Genomic DNA, 18,827 nt, shown 5'->3' with positions numbered 1-18,827 from the left:
ATCCTCAATTAACCATCATTAAAGCTGAGTAGTCGGATATTGCTCAAAACTAGAAAACTTAATAGGAACTGAAGTTGTATAACTAAAAAGTTAGTTATATCTTAATGTGATAAATGCATTGGACTTAGGATTTTTAGAATGTTACTTATCCATCTAAATACACCATTATGAAAAAAACTTTAGTAATGCTAGCGTTTACCTGCATCAGCTTATCAGCTGCAGCGCAAACCACAACCAATGCCTTTGCAAAGTATGAGGCAAAAGAGTATAAAACCTCTGGCGAGATGTACGATAAAGCTTTGAAAGCTGGTAATGGCACAGCCTCTGACCACTACAATGCTGCCTGCTCGTGGTCATTGGCCGGGAACAAAAACAAAGCTTTTACACACCTGGAGCAGGCAATTGCCAAAGGCTATACAGCTTTAGCGCATTGGCAGCAAGACACCGACCTAAGTAGCCTGCACACCGACAAACGCTGGCCACAACTACTAGAAGAGCTAAAGAAAAACGTGGCTAAAATAGAGGCAACCTATAACCAGCCGCTAAAAGCACAACTGGAAGCCATTTATGAAAAGGACCAGCAAATACGCCGTGAATTTCTGGCGGCTAGGGATAAACATGGTATGGAATCGGAGGAGGTGAAAGAGTTAGGGCAAAAGATGGGGCAGATTGATAAGGAGAACCAGCAACAGGTAGTGGCGATACTTGACGAACATGGCTGGCCTGGTAAAAGTATGGTTGGTATGCAGGCAAGTACAGCTGCTTTTTTAGTTATACAGCATGCTCCTAAAGAGGTTATGGAAAAATACCTGCCTGTAATGCGTGAGGCTGCAGCGAAAGGAGAAGCATCAAATAACCACTTGGCTTTAATGGAAGACAGAGTGCGCATGAACAATGGCTTACCCCAGCTTTATGGAAGCCAAGTACAAATGAACCCCGAGACAAAGCAATGGGAGCTATATAAGGTGGAAGATGAAGCGAACTTAGATAAGCGCCGTGCTGAGATGGGACTAGGGCCGATTAAGGGTTACCTGAAAAGTATGGGTGTAGAGTACAAGGCACCTTCAGGGCAATCTGTTAAGTAAGGTTTAAGTATGAAGTACGGTTAAAAAGGGCTACAGCAACAGTAGCCCTTTTTCACGTAGCTCAAACCAAGTAGGAGAAGCCAAAAACTCATCAAAAGTTAAGTGCGCCTCAGATGGGAAACTCTCCTGCAGTTGTTTTAAGGTTAATGACTCATTGCTTTCTGGCACAATTCGCTGTATCGTGTCGAACAGCCATTGGCCTATACTTGCTGTTGTTTTTATTTGGAAATCCTCGCCTTTTTCGAAAAAAGTAAGTACACAACGCTCTATAGTCTGCCCTTTTTTTGCATACATGGTAAAATCTATTTCTGGTGCATTGCCCAGCCACAGTACACGTGCATTAGGGCGGGTACTATCTGGTCGGTGTGGTTGGGCTATGGCCGTGCTGATCAGGTTTGGTTTGATGGTAATCCGCGGTGTTTTAAAATCAAACCAAAACGAAAGCGGCTCATCTAAAGCAACGCCATGCATATAGTTGTAAATAGCCTTCGCCAGGCCTTCTCCAAATAAGCTGTGGTCGGTGCCGGTGGGGTCGTCGTGCCACAGGTCGTTATTGGCAAAGTCACCTTCTTCTGGGCCTACTTTTACTACTTTATACTTATCCGGATTTTTACCTACAGGGCTGTGCGCCGTCATGCTAAAGCGATGCCAGTAGCCAGATTGTATTACATTGTTTTCGAATAACTGCCGTACTACCTCCAGCGAGTCTATAGTTTCCTGGGTGGTTTGCGTCGGGAAGCCATACATCAGGTAAGCATGCACCATAATACCCGCTTGTGTAAAGCTGTCGGTAACGCGCGCCACCTGGCCTATACTTACGCCTTTCTCCATCAGGGCCAGCAACCTGTCAGAGGCTACCTCTAAACCACCCGACACGGCAATACAACCCGAAGCAGCCAGTAGGCGGCACAAGTCAGGTGTGAAAGTCTTCTCAAAGCGTATGTTGCCCCACCAGCTGATCTTTACACCCCGACGGATGAGTTCTATGGCCATATCACGGAGTGGGGCGGGAGGAGCGGCTTCGTCTACAAAATGGAAGCCTGTTTGCCCGGTTTGGGCTATAATCTGCCCGATGCGGTCTACCAGCAAAGTAGCTGGGGCCACATCATAGCGGTTAATATAATCTAAGGTAATGTCGCAGAAGGAGCAGCGTTTCCAGTAGCAGCCGTGGGCAATGGTAAGTTTATTCCAGCGGCCATCGCTCCAGAGGCGGTGCATCGGGTTTATCACATCTATTACCGAAAGATAGTTCTGTAATGGCAGGTCACTATAATCTGGAGTGCCTACTTCAGTGTGCGGAATATCTGCATCTGCACAATTGTTCATATACTTTACCTCGCCCTCCTGAAGTATAAATGCGCGCTGCAGTTGCTCCACATCCCGCTTCCCCTGCAAGTGCTCCAGCAGCTTTATCCAAGGGCCTTCGCCATCATCCAGGGTTACAAAATCGATGTACTTAAACAAGCGTGGCTCACGCAGACTGCGGAGCTCTGTGTTTGGGTAGCCGCCACCCATAGCTGTTTTTATGCCTGGGTACTTTTTCTTAATATACTGTGCCAGCCTCAATCCTCCGAACAAGTTACCCGGAAACGGAATAGAGAAGCCAACTATACCTGGTTTAGCCTTTTGCAGATGATCTTCCAACAGCTCCAACAGCATCCTGTCTATCAGGTTCGGTTCCTCCTGTAAAGCCTCCTCAAGTGGGTTAAAAGATGTAGCCGACAAAGCCAGTTTTTCAGCGTAGCGGCTAAAGGCAAAGTATGGCGAAATGGTTTCTTTTATCAAATCGCCAAGATCTTCTAAGTATAAAGTAGCCAGGTAGCGCGCCCTATCGGTAATGCCCATACTTCCGAAAGCCCAATCAATGTCTTCCACCTGGTCGAAGCGGGATGCTTCGGGTAAAAAGCGGCTAAAGCTGATTTGCTGCGCTAGTGTGAGGTCTTTGTTTTGCAGGAAACGGATAACAGGCTCTATGGTATGCAGGTACTCCCGCTTTAAGCGAAGTATGCGCAGGCTGTTATCCGACAACTCAAAGTCGCCATTTTCAATTTCTTCAAAGATTCGGGTTAAGCCAGCTTTAGAGAACATCTTCAACACCAACTCTATACCTAAATCTGCTTGGTGTACAGTATAACCACGACCAGTTAAAAATCCTTTTAAATAGGCAGTAGCAGGATAGGGGGTATTAAGCTGAGTAAGCGGAGGGGTAATTAACAGAATGTTTGGCTGCTCCAAGATAGTATGGCTTTAATTTATTGTGTGGCAAAATTATACAATCTGCCGGTACAATGTATCATTTTATACTTTCTGCAACAGTTGCGGTGTTGGAGAGGTTCAGAAGTGGAGCTGTTGCGGCACTACAAGCAAAAAAGCCTGCGGTAGAGCAGGCTTTTACTATTATACTAAATATCAAGTGAATGCTTTATCTGCTAGTAGCTTTATTTACTGCATAATTAACAGCCGGTACAATGGCCAGAGTTGTAAGAGCCACCATCGTAAATATTACGAAAAAGGCGCGGAACCAGCGCATTAAAAAGTCAGGAGCCAAACCAAACGTGTATAGCTCCAAGGCGGATGCCAATAACAGGCTAAGTACTGCAAGTACAATTAGTCTACGTTTTAACTGCGGCTTTAAGTATCTGCTCATAGATTTACGATAACACAGCAAATCTATAATTAATATTATTTATTTCATAATTTATGAATGACCTTTTTGCGCATCTTCTTCTTCGCGAGATTGGTTTTGTTCCGGTTTAACTGGCTGTGTAGGTGGTGCTGTTTTATGTTGCTTTACACGCTCTACATCCGAAGAGTAATCTTTGGTGGTTTTGTTAACGGGAGTATTGTTCTTTTTTTCTTTCATGACAATGTTTTTAAAGTATACATTTTAGTACGTGTATGGCTTTCGCAAGTGCTGAATTTTAACTCTATACTTAAGCTGAACGTACATTTGTATAAGTAACAGCTGGTATTTAAAACCGGCTATTTTAAAAACCAAAACGATATAGACATGAATAGTAGAGATATAAGAAACTTTGTATGGGCGTCAGCATTCAGCGTTTTTGCTATGGTGGGCTTTGGTGCATGCAGTACCGGCACAGACCCCGGAGAAATTAACACAGAGCGAAGCGATATAAAAGAAGAAGGCTCTTTAGTAGAGAAAGATGATGACCCAATGAGCGAATACCAGGATACTACTGACATGGAGAGCCACTACGACCACGCTGATCATGAGAACCATGACGATAACAAAGCTAAGGCAATTGGCGATGGGGCATATGATGGTAAAGGGGAAGGAGTAAAACGTGATGATGTAAACAATTAGTATATATCGCTTTAAAGCACAAAAGCCTGCATGTTTTATGCAGGCTTTTGTTTTGGTAGGAGGTTTTGTTAATTAAACACGAAGCCATTTGGGCCAACACCTACTTTAAACACATTTACCTTCGTGCCGTCCGGTTTGTATACGAACACAGTACCGTCGCCTGAGAAACCATTGTTATCGCTACCGTAAATATTGCCGGTTTCAGGATCTATGCCTAAGCCACTGAAGCTGCGATCAAGAATAGGTGTAGTGCTTAAGGTATTGTTGCTGATTTGCTGAGAGTATGTTTTGCCGTTGTAGTTAAAGTATAGCCTGTCTTTTGTACCGTTAACAGTTAGTTGGCCTGGGCTGCTTTGGTTGCTGCCAAAAGTCATGGTTGATGATACGGCCGCATCACCAGCTGTATTGATGAGAGATAAGGCACCAGGCGTAGTTTTGCTGTAGTCTACAGTCCAGTCAGGGTTATAAACTGTTTTACCGGAGCTAAGTACCCATAAGTTATTGCGCACGTCCACCTCAAGTTCTCTTGGAGAGTCCGCCACATCCAGTGTAGTTTCTATGGCATCAGTGTTTGTATTGATAACTACTACTTTATTGTCGCCGCTTACTGCTACATATAGCCTTCCGTTTACAATTTTTAGCTGCTCCGGCATCTGTCCAACAGTTATAGTTTTGGTAACAGTGTAGCCATTCAGGTCTATTACGGCTACACGGCCAGGCTCACCGTATTTTACCCACTCTGTAATATAGGCTTTGTTTTTGTTAAGCACTGCTGCATAGCGTGGCTGGGCCAGATTTACGACACCTTGGGTTTTCAAAGTATAGGCATCTACAATTTCCAGCTTATTGCTATTGTTAATTACAATCAGGGCTCTGTCTTCGAAAATAACCATGTCCTGAACTACATCGCCAAGCGGACGGTTACTGTTTGCCTTTTTAAATACATCGTTCTGTACGGTATGGCCTGCGCTGTCGCTTAAATAAGATAAAGAGCCTGTTGGGGTGCCATAGTTGCCTTCATTTACGATAAAGACTCCTCTCTGGTCGTAAGGGCCGCGTGCTTCTGGGTTTATTGGTATATTAGGTTCGTCTTCGCAACTGGTAAAACCAAAAGCAGCGACAGCTATAGCCGCAGCCGCAAATAATTTGCGGAATGTATGTAGTTGTTTCATTATGATTTGAAGTATTAAAATTAAGGTATGATGAGTCGTAAACTGAAGGTATAACCACGTGGCGGCATCGCATGATAAGCCATGGTTTGGTAATCGGTGTTAGTTACATTGTCGGAGCGCAGGGTAAGCACAATTATCTGCTGTTTCAGTTGCAGACGCTTACTTAGTGCCACATCTACAAGTATAAAATCATCTAAATAGTTAGATTCTGAATTATTGGTGTAGCGAAGGCCGGTATAGTTTAGACCTCCTAAAGCAGACCAGCCTTTATAGTTTACTTCTGTGCTAAGTATAGCCTTGTGGTGCGGTACATACATGAGTTGCTTACCTTTATCGCCGCTGCCTTCATATACCTCTGCCTGCTCCGAAGAAGTATAAGTATAACCAGCAGTTACAGCTAATTTAGCCTCGCCTATCGTTGCTGTTGCTTTAGTGCTCGCCTCTATCCCTTTGGAGTGCACCCTAAAAAGGTTTACAGGCCGCCAACGGCCGTCAGCATCCGGCGACCATTGTATCCAATTATCCACCAACATGCTATAACCCGTAAGTTCAGACGCTAGCAGAAAGGAGTTACCAAGTATAAAAAGGTGGCGTAGACCGCTTTCGTAGCTCCAGCCTTGTTCCGGTTTTAGATCTGGGTTACCTGCACCCAACCAGAATCGATCGTTTAAGGTTGGTACACGATAGCTGCCAGCTACATTGCCCTTCAGAGACAGCTGGTTTATGTTGTCGTTGTAAAACTTCCAGTCGAAGCCAAAAGCCGGAGTGGGCTTAGGATTGTAGCCTTCCACAAATGCCTGTCGTAAGTTAAGGCTTAATTTTAAAGCAGCAGTTGGGTCGTACCGGAGCAGTGCAAAAGCAGAAGCTCGGTTTTCCTGCTGCTCACCGGCGTAGCCACCGTTCTCTGCAGTAAAGTGCTGCAGGTTTATTCCGCCGCGCAGGCTCCAATGGTTGCCACGGGTATAAGTTTGCTCTGCCTGCAGTTGGTAGGTATTTACATCGGCTACCGAGTTGGTGGAGTTGTTCGTGTAATGTAGGTAGTCGTTAAAGTATGCTGCTTTTAGTTCTGTTTGTCCCCAACGGCTGTCGTGCTCTAGTTCGGCCATTAAGCGCAGGTTCTTATCCTGCTGCTTTGCGTTGTTAGCCGCAGAGCCCATAGCTGGCTGCACTTCTCTGTCCATCAAAGTATACCAGCCATGCAGAGCCAGCTTTGTTTTAGAACTTAACTGCCATGCCAGGTCTTGTGTAACCCCATACTGCTCTAAGGCTGCGTTTTCTTGCCTTACCTCCTGTGGTTGGAACTGTGTTACATCTACATATTTAAAGTTATTTGCTGCCTCACCAACGTATAAACTGGTATTAGCCTGTATTTTATGGGAGCCATACTTTATACTTCCGCTGCCAAAGTAACGGCCAAAACTGCCGGCTTCGGTTTGTAAGTCTGCTGCTAAGCCTTTGCTTTTGTGTATTGAAGAGTTTAATAGCACTGCGCCGCCAATAGCACCGCTGCCATACGTAGCACCAGCTGCACCTTGTTGCACTGCTACATTGCCAAAGCCACTAACCGGAAGCGTGGAAAAATCAGTTAGGCCGAGGGTGGGAGAAGAAATGTTAAGCCCGTTCCAGAGCACTGCGGTTTGGGAAGCATTGGTGCCCCTGAAGGCTACAGTAGAAATACCGCTTGCTCCGTAGGTTTTAAAGTATAGAGGTGTGTGTGCCTGCAGTACCTGTGCCAGCGAGCCGGAGGCATAGGTGCTTAGATAGCTGCTATCCAACTGCACTACACGGCTGCCGGCAGCGTATACTTCGGCGGGTTTGCCAAATACCTCTATGGTGCGCAACTGGTGTCCTGCGGCGTCTGGTTGCTGTTGTGCCAGTGCCACATGCCCAAATGCTGCAGCGCAGCCTAAAAGCCATACTTTAGTAAAAGAGAATCGTGCCAATACTTTGTTTGCTTTAGTCCCGAAGCATGCTTGGCAGGTAAAATAAAAGAAACAGCAAACGCAGAAGTAGCGGTGGCCGTGCAGCTTTTTACCCGAAAGCATACGACAAATCTAGTGTCGGACTGGCAGGTCTCCTGGCTCTCTTCAGTTAGCGCGCCTTCCCATGCAGTGTACCGCACAGTGGCTGAGGTGTTGGCTAACCCTTTTTATGAAGATGACAGTTGCGGGAACAGCGCAGGACTTACACCTGCTTCCCTTTTAAGGCTATAAAACGATAATTTTATGGCCACCAATCTGGCTGCAAAATTACGAATTATTAATTATGAATTCCGAATTATTAATGAGGAATTGAGAAGGACCAATTTTGAGATAGCTAAACTTTGAGGAATGATTAGTACGTAAAGCCAAACACAAACAACCAATAACAAAACGTGAAGCTGCCAAAAGAATTTTATACCCGACCCAATGTAGTGCAGATAGCCAGAGAACTTTTAGGAAAGTATGTTTACACAAACATTGACGGCATTGTAACCGGTGGGATGATTGTGGAAACAGAAGCCTACTCCGGCGAGAACGATAAGGCTTGTCACGCTCACTTAAACCGCCGCACCCAACGCACCGAGATCATGTATAGCGAAGGCGGGGTAGCGTATGTATACCTCGTGTATGGCATTTACCATCTCTTTAATATTATCACCAATAAGAAAGATAGGGCCGATGCCGTGCTGATAAGAGCCATTGAGCCGGAGGTAGGGGTGGAGGAGATGCTGCTAAGGCGTGGCTTCGAAAGTATTAAACAAAATTTAACAGCTGGCCCCGGCGTAACAAGTATAGCATTAGGCATCAACAAAAAGCACTACGGCGAAGGTTTAACGGGGAGCACTATTTGGTTGGAGGATAAAAGTATAACCTTGCCCGAAGAAAATATAGCCATCGGCCCTCGCATTGGTATTGACTATGCCGGCGAGGATGCCCTGCTGCCCTGGCGCTTCTGGGTTAAAGGAAATCCGTGGGTGAGCAGGAAAAAGTAAACTTCTACTTGCGGGTGTAGTGCAGCTGCACCAGTCCGGACTTGAAGCTCTTTGTGTTTACCAACTGTACCTGCTGCTCTGGTATCCCACTATGGAAAAGCGGGATGCCATCGCCCAAAAGTATAGGTATGATGGAGATAATGAACTCGTCGATGAGGTTATCCTGCAGCAGCATTTTTATAACCTGTGCCCCGCCATCACAGAAAATGGTGCCGCCTTCTTCAGCTTTTAGTCTTGTTACCAGTTCTTTCAGGTTGCCGGTATAAAACTTAATGTTACCGATATGCTCCTGTGGTGTGCGGGTAATAATATAGCAGTCTTTATCATTAGCGTGCGGAAAACCTACTCCCATACTTAGCACTTTATCATACGTCCGTTTGCCAAGTATAACGGTGTCTACGGTAGCGATAAATTCGCTATAGCCATAGTCTTCGCCTTTTGTTTCTACTATCGATAGCCACGACAGATCATCATCAGGTGTGGCAATGTAGCCGTCTAGGCTCATGGCGATGTAGAGAGATAGTTTTCTGGAGTTCATAGTTTTGTATAATGTGCTGGTGCAGCCGATGGGCGAGGCGAAGCCGAACATAAAGGCTGAACTTGGTTGTATACTGTTATTTTTTTCGTTTCATCCTTTTGGCTGCACGTTTGGCTTCTTTGCGTTTATGTTGCCATTGCCAAATTTTATGTTGAATTATCCCTAAGCTAATTATATTAAAACCTGTTGTTGGCATTTTGAGTTCTTCAGGGATATTCCACTCAACATTTTGTTTACTCCACTCAACATTTTGTACTTTCTCCGCTGGGTCATACTTCAAATTTGACCTTTTAAATTCCTTGTTATTAAATTTTTCAATAATTCTTTTTAGAAGCAAAAATGTATCTTTTTCATATTCAGTAATTTCCTTTTCAGATTTATTAAAATAATAATCAGGTTCTGCTGACCAAAATATTAAAGATGCAGTTCCTTTGTCGCATTTTTGACTTTCTATTATCCACTTTAGAATTTCAATACTATCATCCCAGTTGTAGTTTTGAGCAAGATAATATTGGTCAGTTGAGTTGAGCTTTGCAAAAAGTTTATAATCGGGCAAGAAATCTTCATTATTGAAAGAAAATTCAATAAAGTTTTCGTGTATAAGTCTTTCTTTGTTAGGCAAGATTATCATTAAATTCTTTTTTGTAATTGCATACAACGTTACTTGTGCATAATGTGGGGAGGCTTCAGCCGAACTTAAATTATGAACTTTGTTGGGCTAAGCTATTTTATAGTCCATTCTCCTTTTTCAGATTCATAAGTCAGATAAGGTCCATCAAACCCTTCAAGGTAGATTAAGCTGAAGGTGGTATCAGACTTCTTCTGATAGTCTGGGATGGTCCCTGTCTCTTGTACGTCGAATCCAATTTCTTCTAAAGCTTTCCAGTCTCCAGTTTCAGGTAATATCCCATTCTTCTCCTGGTAATCTTGTAGGCTAGATACAAGTATATTTCCTGTTTCTATTTCTTCGCTCCGCTGAACCTGACAAGGCATATTCCACCAGATTGTGAATCCAACGATAAGAATAAGCAGAAGAGTAAAAATGGTTTTAAGTACTTTCTTAATCATTAGCTCTCTTCCAAATTTTAATACTTAAAGTTAAGCCTAACTAGTGGATAAGCGTAAACATACGTTTATCTGTACTATATCTGTAGTAATTTAAGCAACTAAACTAACAGAATTCTAACTCAATTTAAGAAATATATTACACCTCCACCACCTAAACAAAAAGAGCCACAACATTGCTGCTGTGGCTCTTTTACTATGTCAATTTATACTTTACAAGTCAAACTTACGCTGCTCCCGGTCTTGTTCGTTATCGGTGCGGCCCTGTGGGGTCTGTTTTTGGTTAAGCTTTGTGTCTGTTTTGTCGCGTGCCAGGCTATTGCTGGTGTCTTTTGGGTTGCTTTTATTCTTGTCTGTTAACTCGGACTTTTTATTTTTATGCTGATCTTTCATAACGTCTTAATTAAGATGAAGGTGTATTGTTGTTATCGGCAGAGGCTTGTTTACCACTGTCTTTGCGGGTGCCACCAGCATCTGTCCAGCCTTTGCCCTGAGATGATCTTGCCTGTTTGTTAGCAGTGTTGTTGCTTTCTGCCTCTGTAGCCGGACGGTTTCTGTCCAAAACGGCTTGTACTGCTAGGCGGTTTCCTTTTTTACCGTCTTCAAAAGATTTCTGAGGGTTACTGGCAAAACCATGAAACTCCCAATTGGTGTTCTTCTGTCCTTTCATCGTTGTTTTCAATTTAAAGTGGAACTTATTTCAGGCTGTATGCCCAGCTCTTGAGTTATTGCCGGGGCTTATGAGTGGCGGTTGCCGGTGCGTTTGTGGCTCTGGCTGCCGGCTTTGGCATGTCCTTTGGCATCGCCGTGCCATCCACGGCCAGGTCCGCTGCTTTTGCCGGAGGTACTGCCATACTTAGAAGAAGGCATGCTGCTTTGCGAGCTCTGCTTTTGCTGATTGCCAGCGTCAAGTTGTATGTTGCGGGATGTGCTGTGATTCTCCTGAGACATTCTGCCCAGGTTGTTGCTCTTCTCGTTCTTCATACTATACTGGTAAAATAAAACAATGGCCTGCCGCAGGGCAGGCTTACCCACTAGTGTACGAAGCTAAAGATGTGTTGTTCAGGAAAGTATAAAGGATTTATGCCTTTTGGCACACCAGCACAACCGGCTTCTGGTGCATATCGGTGGTAAAGAATAAGTAAATATCGCCACCCTCTTTTATGCCGGTTTTACGTCGGATATCGGCTACAGACTCTGGGAAATTGCGCACTGTAATATTAGCCTTTTTAGCGGGCAGGTGGCGCATGAGCTCCTTTTTGTTGTAGCGGCAGGTGGTGTTGCAACGGAAGCTGCGCCCCGGAAAATCAGGTATAAGTATAGCCGAAGTATACAGGTGGCTGTTGGGGTGCAGTTTGCTTAAGTTATACTTCTGACCCAAATACCGAAAAGCACCTGCCTTAAGTATGGCTGCGTTTGGCTCATATACAAAATCCTGTGGGTCGGCGTAATGCGGTGTAGCTGCTTCTTCAGCGGTTTTGGTAAAAGTTAAAACTTGTGGCTCCACCTGATTTAAAAGGTTTACGACAGTGCGTGTTACATTAGCAGGAGCAGGTGCTTTGGGTGAAAGCAAGTATAAAACCTCTTTAACTTCGTTCTGCACAGCCACCACCCATACTTGTTCCACGTGTGTCAACTGCTCCAGTGCCTGCTCAATGTCTAGCATCGGAGAGGTTTTAAGCAGTACAGCATTTGCTTTTTGCAGGAGTTGGGGTAGCAGGTGCAGCACATCTGGCTCGCAATCCTGCAGCAGGTGCAGTTTTTCTTCGCGGTTGCCCCGGCGGGCAGGGTCTAGGTAAATTACCTCGGCTTGGCCTGAATAGTCTCTTAAAAATACCTCGGCAGGAATGTTTATACTTTGAATATTATCAGCACCCAGTAATTTAAAATTATGGGCAGCTATTTGTTGCAGCTCCTGATTTTGCTCCAGGTGTACCACCTGTTTAAATTGCCGGGCAAAGTATAAACTGTCTACCCCAAACCCTCCGGTAAGGTCAATTAACAATTCGCCTTTAACCAAAGATGCTTTATAAGCTGCCGTGGCCTCAGATGAGCTTTGTTCAACAGAAAGCGTTACCGGAAAGATCACATCAGGATTTTGTGCCCAGGTTGTTAATTTTTGTGAGGCCTTCTGCCGTGCCTGTATCTGCTGCACAAGCTCCTGCATAGGCAGCTGCGGATAACGCTTAGCCTGTAGCATTAGCGTTGCCGGATCTTGGTGCAGGTGCTCCTGTATAAACTTTTTTTCCTCTGGAGTAAATAAGCGCATCTCAGGTGGTGTAAGGCAAAATAAGCAGGCTCAAAAGTACATATTTATACTTTAAATAAAGCGGTAGGTACGGGTGCTGTACTTCTAAAGTAGTTTATACAGTTCTAAACCTTATGCCTTATAAAATTTTTGTTTAATATTTATAAAAAAAAGTTAAACAAAAAATCTATAGATCAGTTATAAGAGAGGTATTAAATTATTTTTTAAGTACAAAGTATACAGTTATGAAAAAGACATTGAGAATTTTATTGCTAGCAGTGTTACCTGCCTTCGCTTTTACCGCCTGCGACGACGACGACGATTTAGATTTGTTGGAAGATGCGCAAGTGATGGTGATTCATGCTTCCCCTGATGCCCCGGCTGTTGATTTGTATGTAGATGATGCTAAAGTAAATACAACCGCCTTAAACTACCCTAACAATACAGGCTACCTTGATGTAGAAAGCGGCTCTCGTAATTTTAAAGTAACCCCTGCTGGTTTGCCTGCAAGTAGTGCCGTAATTGATGCAGACGTAGATTTGGATGAGGATAAAGCCTATAGCGTGTTCGCCATAGATAGAGTGGCTAACATTGGGGCGCTGGTGCTGGAAGACGACCTGAGTGAGCCTGCCTCTGGTTAAGCACACGTTCGTTTTGTGCACCTGTCGCCAGATGCGCCTAACGTAGACATTGCCGTGCAAAATGGCCCAGTACTTTTCCCGAACGTAGCTTTCAAAGGCAATACTGCTTTTACTCCAGTTGATGCAGGTAACTATACATTAGAGGTAAGAGTGGCTGGTACAAACACAGTGGCACTTACAACTGACGTGGAGCTTACCAGCGGTGGCATCTACACTATTTTTGCAAAAGGATTTTTAGAAACACCTGAAGGAAACAATAACAGCCTAGGCGCTGAAGTTATTGTAAATAATTAACGCACCCTGAAGTTGACTACTACCGCAGCGCCTGCCCCATTCGGCAGGCGCTGTTTTTTGTGTTAATGGCTAGAGATTCAGTAGTGTAGACCAAGTATAGTTGAACTTGCGCAACAAATTGTGTAATTTTGTGTTTTAATCTGAAAATACATTCCTAATGATCGATACACAACTTAAGTACAAAGTAAAAGACATCTCCCTTGCTGAGTGGGGACGTAAAGAGATTAGATTGGCAGAAGCAGAAATGCCAGGCCTGATGGCTATCCGCGAAGAGTATGGCCCAAGCAAGCCACTTGCTGGCGCACGTATTGCTGGTTGCCTTCACATGACTATCCAAACAGCCGTTCTGATTGAGACGCTGGTGGAGTTAGGTGCTGAGGTTACCTGGTCTTCATGCAACATATTCTCTACTCAGGATCATGCCGCTGCTGCCATTGCCGCTGCCGGTGTATCTGTTTATGCCTGGAAAGGTATGAACGCCGAGGAATTTGACTGGTGTATTGAACAAACTCTTTTCTTTGGCGAAGATCGTAAGCCGCTTAACATGATCTTAGACGATGGTGGTGACCTGACCAACATGGTGCTTGATAAATATCCTGAGCTTGCTGGTGGCATCAAAGGCCTTTCTGAAGAGACTACAACGGGTGTTCATCGCCTGTACGAGCGTATGAAGAACGGCACGCTTACAATGCCTGCTATCAACGTAAATGACTCTGTTACAAAGTCTAAGTTTGATAACAAGTATGGCTGTAAAGAGTCTTTGGTAGATGCGATCCGTCGTGCTACAGACGTAATGATGGCTGGTAAAGTAGCTGTTGTGGCTGGTTACGGCGACGTGGGTAAAGGTTCTGCTGCTTCGCTTAGAGGTGCAGGTGCCCGCGTAATCGTTACTGAGATCGATCCGATCTGTGCACTACAGGCTGCTATGGATGGTTTTGCTGTGAAGCGTATGGTGGATGCCGTAAAAGAGGCTGACATTGTGGTAACGGCTACCGGTAACAAAGACATCATCGGTGAGCGTGAGTTCCGTTTGATGAAGGATAAGGCGATTGTGTGTAACATCGGCCACTTCGACAACGAAATTGATATGGCTTGGCTGAACAAAGCGTACGGCAATTCTAAAGATGAGATCAAGCCGCAGGTAGACCTGTATAACATCGAAGGCAAAGATATCATTGTACTGGCAGAAGGACGTTTAGTGAACCTTGGTTGCGCTACTGGCCACCCATCGTTTGTGATGTCTAACTCATTCTCTAACCAGACGCTGGCTCAGCTGGAGCTTTGGAATAATGCAGATGCCTACGAGAACAAAGTTTATACTTTGCCTAAGCACCTGGATGAGAAAGTGGCTCGCCTGCACCTTGGTAAGATTGGTGTAGAGTTAGATGAACTTACTCCTGATCAGGCTGCCTACATTGGTGTAGAGGTAGAAGGACCGTTTAAGCCAGAGTACTACAGATACTAATCAGTAGTTAAAATATAAAAAGAGCCGGTGCAGTTATCTGTACCGGCTCTTTTGTTTACATGTATTCTCAAAGCGTATCGTACTCTCAAATAATGTTGAACCTAGACATTAGTGTTTTCTTATAAGATTTTCCGATTGGGATATCTCCTTTCGCAAATACAACAGAATTCTCTTCTAGTGCTTCTATTTTATCGAGATTGGCAATATAAGAACGATGCACACGCACAAAGTTCTGCGGCGGCAACTTATGTTCCATATCTTTAAGTGTAGAGCTTACAAGATATTTTTGATCAGCGGTTACAATAAAAGAATAGTTATCGTAGGCTTCGACCCATATAATCTCGCTATAGTGTACTTTAATGATGCGGTGCTTTACCTTTACAAAAATATAGTCGGTGGCTACTTCCTGGTCTTTGCTGCCTACTGCGGCTCCATTCATTTCCTTGTCTTCGCGGTGGCCGCTATCGCGTTTATATAGCGCAATCTCAATGGCTGAACGTAAGCTTTTTTCATCGAACGGTTTCACCAGAAAACCATCTGGCTCTGTTTTCTTTGCTCTGTCTATCGTTGCGTGGTCAGCGTAAGCAGTAAGGTATATAAAGGGTATATCAAATTCCTGTCTTATCCGATGGCCTATTTCTACACCATCCTGGTCGCCGCCCAGGTTAATGTCTAACAGCACCAGATCCGGCTGAGTCTCTCGTATTCTATCTATAGTGTCTTGGCCTGAGTCTATTGCGCATGTGGTATAGCCAAGCTCTTCCAGGCTAGCTGCAAGATCCTCCGCAATTATGACTTCGTCTTCCGATATTAGAATTTTTGGTTTTGTCATAGCATTAGATACTTACGGTAAATTTTAAATTATGATGGTAAAACAAAAGACAATATTGAATTAGTGCCATTGTTATTTTCAAAAATTATTTTCCCATTCACTTTTTTACTAAGTGAGGACACGAGCTGTAACCCGAACGAATGCTTCATTTTCTGGTCAAAATCGACAGGTAAACCTTTGCCAGTATCGCTTACGGTTAATGTGTAGCGGCCGTTTTGCTGTGGCTCTAATACAATGCGCAGTAGTCCGTTCTGCTTAAAATCAGAGAATGCATATTTTAACGTATTGGAAACTAGTTCGTTTACAATTAAGCCTAAAGTTATAGCTGTGTCTATGTCAACTTTGATAGACGGTACCCTTAATTCTAGCTTAACTTGATTTTCTGTAACACCATAAGCCTCGTAAAGGCTTTCGCATATGCCCCTGAAATAATCATCCAGGTCTATCTCGCCTAGATCGTCGTGGCGGTAAAGGCGTTCGTGTAGTATGGCCATAGATCGTACCCTGCTTTTAAGAGCGCGCATTACTTCAGTTGCTTGTGGGTCCTGTACATGCCTTGCCTGCAGGTTAAGCATGCTAATTACAATTTGCAGGTTGTTTTTTACACGGTGGTGTATTTCCTGCAGTAGCATCTCTTTCTCTCGGTTTTTACGTTCGAGCAGGCGGGTTCGATGGTTCACACGCATCTCAAGCAGTGTGTTCATTTTTACAAGGCTACGTTCGCGTAATTTTACAATGCTAAGCACAGCACCGGCTATTACCAGTAACAGTACACCTATAAACCACTCCCTGCGCCAGATTGGTGGTACAATAGAAAAAGTATAAACTAAAGGTTCTGGTGTCCATAGGCCATCGTTGTTCTGGGCTAGCAACTCAAAAGTATAGTCTCCGGGTGTGAGGTTAGGATAAGTGGCATAAGATTGATCTGTTGCTGCCGACCATTGTTCCTGGTATCCTTTTAGCCGGTATTTATACTTTACCTGCTCTGGCCCAGAGAGGCAGATGGCATGAAAATCGAAAGTCAGGTGATTCTGATTGTGCGGCAGGCGCAGGTTATCAGGTATTCTGGACAAAGAGTCGGAGGTATAGCCCATCTGAAACCAATTTGTTGGTTTTTGATAAAGCATGATGGCATTTAAAAATACTTCAGGGTAAACCTTGTTTTGCCGATCTAAGGAGGGAAGGTACCTTGTTACACCTTTTGTAGTGCCAAACCATACTGAGCCATCAGAAGTTTGTGTAATGGTGTTATAGTTTACTTCTATACCTCTAAAACCGTTTGAGGCAGAATAACTTCTGTAATTTAATTTTTTGTGCTGCCTGAGTATCGGTAACAGCAGTTTCAGAACATTGCGGCTGGTGCCGATCCAAAGATTATCCTTATCATCAATATAAAGGCTTTTTATGCCCTCGTTTGGCAAGCCATCTTCTTGGGTGAAGAGTTTTGGTTGGTCCCAGTTGCTGTTTAATACAGCTATTCCGTAGTTAAAAGCCCCAAAGTATAAGTTGTCGAATCTATCCTCTGCAATTGAGGTGACCTCCTCTAGTTGGAACTGCTCAAGCTCAGGTGCCTTTATAATGCTGTTACCTTTAATTCTGTAAACTCCGCTGGAGGCTGCTATCCATAGTTTGCCTTTAGAATCCTGGAACAATTGGTATACACGGCCTATAGGAAGCTTGCCAGGTAACTTATACTTGGTAAATACGCCATTACTAAATCTTGCTATACCGCCAGCTGTTGCCAGCCATGTATTCCCTAATGCATCCGTGAGACATTGATATACTTCGTTTGCAGGTAAACCATTGGCTGCTGTATAATGAGATATGCCTGTTGGAGCTATATGCCAAGCGCCATTGCTGGTAGCTACCCAGGAAGTATTATTATCGAGTAAGTTAATGCGATGTACAGTAGTGCCCTCAGGCCATACAGGTTTTGGATTCCAATGCAGGCGTTCACTGTTTAAATATCCTATAGTACCCTCATCGGTGCCTACCCATACTCTGCCTCTGTTATCTTTGCTTAAGGCTGTTATTCTTGGCTCACTAAATTCTGTAAAATCAAAATAGTGTACAAACCACTGTGCAGTAAGTTGCTGCATACCATAGCCGTTTGTGCCTATCCATAGGTTGCCTTCTTCATCTGTTAGCAGTGTGTTTACTCTTTTAGATCGAAGTCCGTTTTGCCTGGTGAGGTAAGTATAGCTTTTGCCATCGTACTTCACTAATCCGTTCTGCTTAAGTCCGATCCAGAGGTTGCCATATGTATCATACTGAAAAGATGAAACAAATAGGTTATCTCTGTTTATGGGTAATTCAAATTGATGGAGGGTAGTACCGGAAAATTTTGCCACCCCGGCTTCTGTGCCAATCCAAAGCTCGTTGTTAGGTGCCTGATAGAGAGTAGTTACATTGTTATTAGGTAAGGAGCTATTGTTGGTGGTATAGTGGTAAGTAGTAGTTGCCTGTACCTTGTAAAGCCCATTCTGCTGACTGCCTGCCCATATTGTATTACCTGGTGTAACAGCTACAGAAGTATAAATTTGGTCGGGTAGCTGTGGCAGCTTATTAAAAACACCATCACTCAACTTGTAAATACCGGCTTCGGTTGCTAATAGTATATTACCAAGTGCATCTTCGGTAATATCGTAAATGGTATTAGCCGTTAGGTTATGACTTTGGTTATACTTTTTGAATGTATAGCCGTTGAATCTCACTAATCCACGGTCTGTGCTGCCAATCCAGATATGCTTACGCTTGTCTTGGTATAATACTGAGGCATTGTTACTGCTTAGCCCGTTCTCTTTTGTATAGGTGGTGAACTGCTTACCATTAAAGCGGCTGATGCCGCCACGTGTAGCAATCCAAAGATGGCCTGCATGATCTTGGATAACATCATTTACCTGAGATTGCGGAAGGCCCTGATCCAGCGTCCAGTTACGGAAATTATACTGTTGTGCAATTGACGGGGAGCACCAACAGCACAATAAACATACAATAAGAACAAGGCGCTTCAGATTCATCAACAGTTACATATTTTACTTCATTTGTATTATTATAAGTTTTAACAAAATAATACTGAAGAATTTATAACTATTGCATACGCTGTTTAGGGTAAAAAGTAGACAATAATATTGTTGCCGCTACCTGGCGAAGCAGCTAAAACGATGGGTAAAGTATAGAGAATTGAT

At 43.9% G+C, this 18,827-nt stretch carries 19 protein-coding genes, 1 pseudogene and 1 riboswitch; of the genes and pseudogenes, 6 read left to right on the top strand and 14 right to left on the bottom strand.

From position 1 onward, the window contains the following. The first annotated feature begins 167 nt into the window (after window positions 1–167). Window positions 168–1,085 (top strand): DUF6624 domain-containing protein, encoded by a 918-nt coding sequence (locus WG943_RS03215; RefSeq protein ID WP_340406719.1) that lies wholly within the window; start codon window positions 168–170, stop codon window positions 1,083–1,085. A gap of 30 nt (window positions 1,086–1,115) precedes the next feature. Here WG943_RS03215 and WG943_RS03210 read toward each other — a convergent pair whose 3' ends face one another. From WG943_RS03210 to WG943_RS03200, 3 genes are all read right to left on the bottom strand, one after another. After that, entirely contained in the window at window positions 1,116–3,320 is a 2,205-nt protein-coding gene (locus WG943_RS03210) for a B12-binding domain-containing radical SAM protein (RefSeq protein ID WP_340406718.1), read from the bottom strand. 187 nt (window positions 3,321–3,507) lie between these two features. Further along, window positions 3,508–3,732 (bottom strand): DUF2798 domain-containing protein, encoded by a 225-nt coding sequence (locus WG943_RS03205; protein WP_340406717.1) that lies wholly within the window; start codon window positions 3,730–3,732, stop codon window positions 3,508–3,510. Between the two features lie 51 nt (window positions 3,733–3,783). Further along, on the bottom strand, window positions 3,784–3,948 hold the full coding sequence (locus WG943_RS03200; protein ID WP_340406716.1) for a hypothetical protein: 165 nt from the start codon (window positions 3,946–3,948) through the stop codon (window positions 3,784–3,786). 147 nt (window positions 3,949–4,095) lie between these two features. Here WG943_RS03200 and WG943_RS03195 point away from each other — a divergent pair, with 147 nt between their 5' ends. Further along, window positions 4,096–4,410: a hypothetical protein gene (locus WG943_RS03195; RefSeq protein ID WP_340406715.1), complete on the top strand. Its 315-nt coding sequence runs from the start codon at window positions 4,096–4,098 to the stop codon at window positions 4,408–4,410. A 68-nt stretch (window positions 4,411–4,478) separates the two neighbouring features. On the opposite strand, the gene WG943_RS03190 is transcribed toward WG943_RS03195, so the two are convergent. Beyond that, a complete protein-coding gene (locus WG943_RS03190; protein ID WP_340406714.1) occupies window positions 4,479–5,582 on the bottom strand; it encodes a DUF5074 domain-containing protein in 1,104 nt (367 codons plus the stop codon). A gap of 20 nt (window positions 5,583–5,602) precedes the next feature. Then, the gene (locus WG943_RS03185; protein ID WP_340406713.1) at window positions 5,603–7,525 is read right to left on the bottom strand and encodes a TonB-dependent receptor plug domain-containing protein; all 1,923 of its coding nucleotides are present in this window, start codon (window positions 7,523–7,525) and stop codon (window positions 5,603–5,605) included. A 107-nt stretch (window positions 7,526–7,632) separates the two neighbouring features. Continuing rightward, a riboswitch (cobalamin riboswitch) is annotated at window positions 7,633–7,834 on the bottom strand. A 122-nt stretch (window positions 7,835–7,956) separates the two neighbouring features. On the opposite strand from WG943_RS03185, the gene WG943_RS03180 reads away from it, so the two are divergent. Next, complete coding sequence (locus WG943_RS03180) at window positions 7,957–8,556, top strand: DNA-3-methyladenine glycosylase (RefSeq protein ID WP_340406712.1); 600 nt, start codon at window positions 7,957–7,959, stop codon at window positions 8,554–8,556. Window positions 8,557–8,560: 4 nt separating this feature from the next. Here WG943_RS03180 and WG943_RS03175 read toward each other — a convergent pair whose 3' ends face one another. From WG943_RS03175 to WG943_RS03145, 7 genes are all read right to left on the bottom strand, one after another. Further along, the gene (locus WG943_RS03175) at window positions 8,561–9,094 is read right to left on the bottom strand and encodes a dihydrofolate reductase family protein (RefSeq protein WP_340406711.1); all 534 of its coding nucleotides are present in this window, start codon (window positions 9,092–9,094) and stop codon (window positions 8,561–8,563) included. A 76-nt stretch (window positions 9,095–9,170) separates the two neighbouring features. Further along, the gene (locus WG943_RS03170) at window positions 9,171–9,716 is read right to left on the bottom strand and encodes a DUF4274 domain-containing protein (protein ID WP_340406710.1); all 546 of its coding nucleotides are present in this window, start codon (window positions 9,714–9,716) and stop codon (window positions 9,171–9,173) included. A gap of 101 nt (window positions 9,717–9,817) precedes the next feature. After that, window positions 9,818–10,162, bottom strand: a complete 345-nt coding sequence (locus WG943_RS03165; protein WP_340406709.1) for a hypothetical protein — start codon at window positions 10,160–10,162, stop codon at window positions 9,818–9,820. 210 nt (window positions 10,163–10,372) lie between these two features. Continuing rightward, window positions 10,373–10,552: a hypothetical protein gene (locus WG943_RS03160; RefSeq protein WP_340406708.1), complete on the bottom strand. Its 180-nt coding sequence runs from the start codon at window positions 10,550–10,552 to the stop codon at window positions 10,373–10,375. 10 nt (window positions 10,553–10,562) lie between these two features. Further along, on the bottom strand, window positions 10,563–10,829 hold the full coding sequence (locus tag WG943_RS03155; RefSeq protein WP_340406707.1) for a hypothetical protein: 267 nt from the start codon (window positions 10,827–10,829) through the stop codon (window positions 10,563–10,565). A gap of 68 nt (window positions 10,830–10,897) precedes the next feature. Beyond that, window positions 10,898–11,143, bottom strand: a complete 246-nt coding sequence (locus WG943_RS03150; protein WP_340406706.1) for a hypothetical protein — start codon at window positions 11,141–11,143, stop codon at window positions 10,898–10,900. Window positions 11,144–11,240: 97 nt separating this feature from the next. Continuing rightward, entirely contained in the window at window positions 11,241–12,428 is a 1,188-nt protein-coding gene (locus WG943_RS03145) for a THUMP-like domain-containing protein (protein ID WP_340406705.1), read from the bottom strand. Window positions 12,429–12,652: 224 nt separating this feature from the next. On the opposite strand from WG943_RS03145, the gene WG943_RS03140 reads away from it, so the two are divergent. The 3 genes and pseudogenes from WG943_RS03140 to ahcY all read left to right on the top strand — a co-directional run bounded on the left by WG943_RS03140 (window position 12,653) and on the right by ahcY (window position 14,807). After that, on the top strand, window positions 12,653–13,048 hold the full coding sequence (locus tag WG943_RS03140; RefSeq protein ID WP_340406704.1) for a DUF4397 domain-containing protein: 396 nt from the start codon (window positions 12,653–12,655) through the stop codon (window positions 13,046–13,048). A 12-nt stretch (window positions 13,049–13,060) separates the two neighbouring features. Then, window positions 13,061–13,342: pseudogene (locus WG943_RS03135) on the top strand (DUF4397 domain-containing protein); the annotation flags it as partial. 157 nt (window positions 13,343–13,499) lie between these two features. Next, window positions 13,500–14,807, top strand: a complete 1,308-nt coding sequence (ahcY, locus tag WG943_RS03130; RefSeq protein WP_340406703.1) for an adenosylhomocysteinase — start codon at window positions 13,500–13,502, stop codon at window positions 14,805–14,807. 85 nt (window positions 14,808–14,892) lie between these two features. On the opposite strand, the gene WG943_RS03125 is transcribed toward ahcY, so the two are convergent. Together WG943_RS03125 and WG943_RS03120 are read right to left on the bottom strand one after the other, a co-directional pair. Continuing rightward, window positions 14,893–15,639: a LytR/AlgR family response regulator transcription factor gene (locus tag WG943_RS03125; RefSeq protein WP_340406702.1), complete on the bottom strand. Its 747-nt coding sequence runs from the start codon at window positions 15,637–15,639 to the stop codon at window positions 14,893–14,895. A 29-nt stretch (window positions 15,640–15,668) separates the two neighbouring features. Next, on the bottom strand, window positions 15,669–18,659 hold the full coding sequence (locus tag WG943_RS03120; protein ID WP_340406701.1) for a ligand-binding sensor domain-containing protein: 2,991 nt from the start codon (window positions 18,657–18,659) through the stop codon (window positions 15,669–15,671). Between the last annotated feature and the right edge of the window lie 168 nt (window positions 18,660–18,827).

Origin of the sequence: Pontibacter sp. H249 (genome assembly GCF_037892465.1) — a bacterium.
Classification (GTDB): domain Bacteria; phylum Bacteroidota; class Bacteroidia; order Cytophagales; family Hymenobacteraceae; genus Pontibacter.
This window is presented reverse-complemented; position numbering and strand designations above follow the sequence as displayed.

Excerpts from the sequence above, each read along its gene's own strand:
- WG943_RS03215 (WP_340406719.1), top strand. The coding sequence starts at position 168 with ATGAAAAAAACTTTAGTAATGCTAGCGTTTACCTGCATCAGCTTATCA.
- WG943_RS03205 (WP_340406717.1), bottom strand. The coding sequence starts at position 3,732 with ATGAGCAGATACTTAAAGCCGCAGTTAAAACGTAGACTAATTGTACTT.
- WG943_RS03200 (WP_340406716.1), bottom strand. The coding sequence starts at position 3,948 with ATGAAAGAAAAAAAGAACAATACTCCCGTTAACAAAACCACCAAAGAT.
- WG943_RS03195 (WP_340406715.1), top strand. The coding sequence starts at position 4,096 with ATGAATAGTAGAGATATAAGAAACTTTGTATGGGCGTCAGCATTCAGC.
- WG943_RS03190 (WP_340406714.1), bottom strand. The coding sequence starts at position 5,582 with ATGAAACAACTACATACATTCCGCAAATTATTTGCGGCTGCGGCTATA.
- WG943_RS03175 (WP_340406711.1), bottom strand. The coding sequence starts at position 9,094 with ATGAACTCCAGAAAACTATCTCTCTACATCGCCATGAGCCTAGACGGC.
- WG943_RS03165 (WP_340406709.1), bottom strand. The coding sequence starts at position 10,162 with ATGATTAAGAAAGTACTTAAAACCATTTTTACTCTTCTGCTTATTCTT.
- WG943_RS03160 (WP_340406708.1), bottom strand. The coding sequence starts at position 10,552 with ATGAAAGATCAGCATAAAAATAAAAAGTCCGAGTTAACAGACAAGAAT.
- WG943_RS03155 (WP_340406707.1), bottom strand. The coding sequence starts at position 10,829 with ATGAAAGGACAGAAGAACACCAATTGGGAGTTTCATGGTTTTGCCAGT.
- WG943_RS03150 (WP_340406706.1), bottom strand. The coding sequence starts at position 11,143 with ATGAAGAACGAGAAGAGCAACAACCTGGGCAGAATGTCTCAGGAGAAT.
- WG943_RS03145 (WP_340406705.1), bottom strand. The coding sequence starts at position 12,428 with ATGCGCTTATTTACTCCAGAGGAAAAAAAGTTTATACAGGAGCACCTG.
- WG943_RS03140 (WP_340406704.1), top strand. The coding sequence starts at position 12,653 with ATGAAAAAGACATTGAGAATTTTATTGCTAGCAGTGTTACCTGCCTTC.
- ahcY (WP_340406703.1), top strand. The coding sequence starts at position 13,500 with ATGATCGATACACAACTTAAGTACAAAGTAAAAGACATCTCCCTTGCT.
- WG943_RS03125 (WP_340406702.1), bottom strand. The coding sequence starts at position 15,639 with ATGACAAAACCAAAAATTCTAATATCGGAAGACGAAGTCATAATTGCG.
- WG943_RS03120 (WP_340406701.1), bottom strand. The coding sequence starts at position 18,659 with ATGAATCTGAAGCGCCTTGTTCTTATTGTATGTTTATTGTGCTGTTGG.